Annotated in this window: 1 rRNA gene; it reads left to right on the forward strand. The window is 56.4% G+C overall.

What is annotated here, in order from left to right:
- A 23S ribosomal RNA gene (locus ACZ5WK_RS40250) occupies nt 1–1499 on the forward strand; the annotation flags it as partial.
- Nucleotides 1500–1501: the final 2 nt, after the last annotated feature.

Raw genomic sequence — 1501 nt, forward strand, 5'->3', positions numbered from 1 at the left:
AGTAGGTGAGCGATGGGGTGACGCAGGAAGGTAGTCCAGCCCGGGCGGTGGTTGTCCCGGGGTAAGGGTGTAGGCCGAGTGATAGGCAAATCCGTCACTCATTAAGGCTGAGACCTGATGCCGAGCCGATTGTGGTGAAGTGGATGATCCTATGCTGTCGAGAAAAGCCTCTAGCGAGTTTCATGGCGGCCCGTACCCCAAACCGACTCAGGTGGTCAGGTAGAGAATACCGAGGCGTTCGGGTGAACTATGGTTAAGGAACTCGGCAAAATGCCCCCGTAACTTCGGGAGAAGGGGGGCCATTCCTGGTGACGGCACTTGCTGCCAGAGCTGGGGGTGGCCGCAGAGACCAGCGAGAAGCGACTGTTTACTAAAAACACAGGTCCGTGCGAAGCCGTAAGGCGATGTATACGGACTGACGCCTGCCCGGTGCTGGAACGTTAAGGGGACCGGTTAGCTTGGATTCGTCCAGGCGAAGCTGAGAACTTAAGCGCCAGTAAACGGCGGTGGTAACTATAACCATCCTAAGGTAGCGAAATTCCTTGTCGGGTAAGTTCCGACCTGCACGAATGGCGTAACGACTTCTCGACTGTCTCAACCATAGGCCCGGTGAAATTGCATTACGAGTAAAGATGCTCGTTTCGCGCAGCAGGACGGAAAGACCCCGGGACCTTTACTATAGCTTGATATTGGTGTTCGGTTCGGCTTGTGTAGGATAGGTGGGAGACTTTGAAGCAGCAACGCCAGTTGTTGTGGAGTCGTCGTTGAAATACCACTCTGGTCGTGCTGGATGTCTAACCTGGGTCCGTGATCCGGATCAGGGACAGTGTCTGGTGGGTAGTTTAACTGGGGCGGTTGCCTCCTAAAGGGTAACGGAGGCGCCCAAAGGTTCCCTCAGCCTGGTTGGCAATCAGGTGTTGAGTGTAAGTGCACAAGGGAGCTTGACTGTGAGACTGACGGGTCGAGCAGGTACGAAAGTAGGGACTAGTGATCCGGCGGTGGCTTGTGGAAGCGCCGTCGCTCAACGGATAAAAGGTACCCCGGGGATAACAGGCTGATCTTCCCCAAGAGTCCATATCGACGGGATGGTTTGGCACCTCGATGTCGGCTCGTCGCATCCTGGGGCTGGAGTAGGTCCCAAGGGTTGGGCTGTTCGCCCATTAAAGCGGTACGCGAGCTGGGTTTAGAACGTCGTGAGACAGTTCGGTCCCTATCCGCTGTGCGCGTAGGAGTGTTGAGAAGGGCTGTCCCTAGTACGAGAGGACCGGGACGGACGAACCTCTGGTGTGCCAGTTGTCCTGCCAAGGGCATGGCTGGTTGGCTACGTTCGGGAGGGATAACCGCTGAAAGCATCTAAGCGGGAAGCCTGCTTCGAGATGAGCACTCCCACCTCCTTGAGAGGGTAAGGCTCCCAGTAGACGACTGGGTTGATAGGCCGGATATGGAAGCCCTGTGAGGGGTGGAGTTGACCGGTACTAATAGGCCGAGGGCTTGTCCTCAG

The sequence above is a fragment of the Kitasatospora sp. NPDC032757 genome (assembly GCF_055579305.1).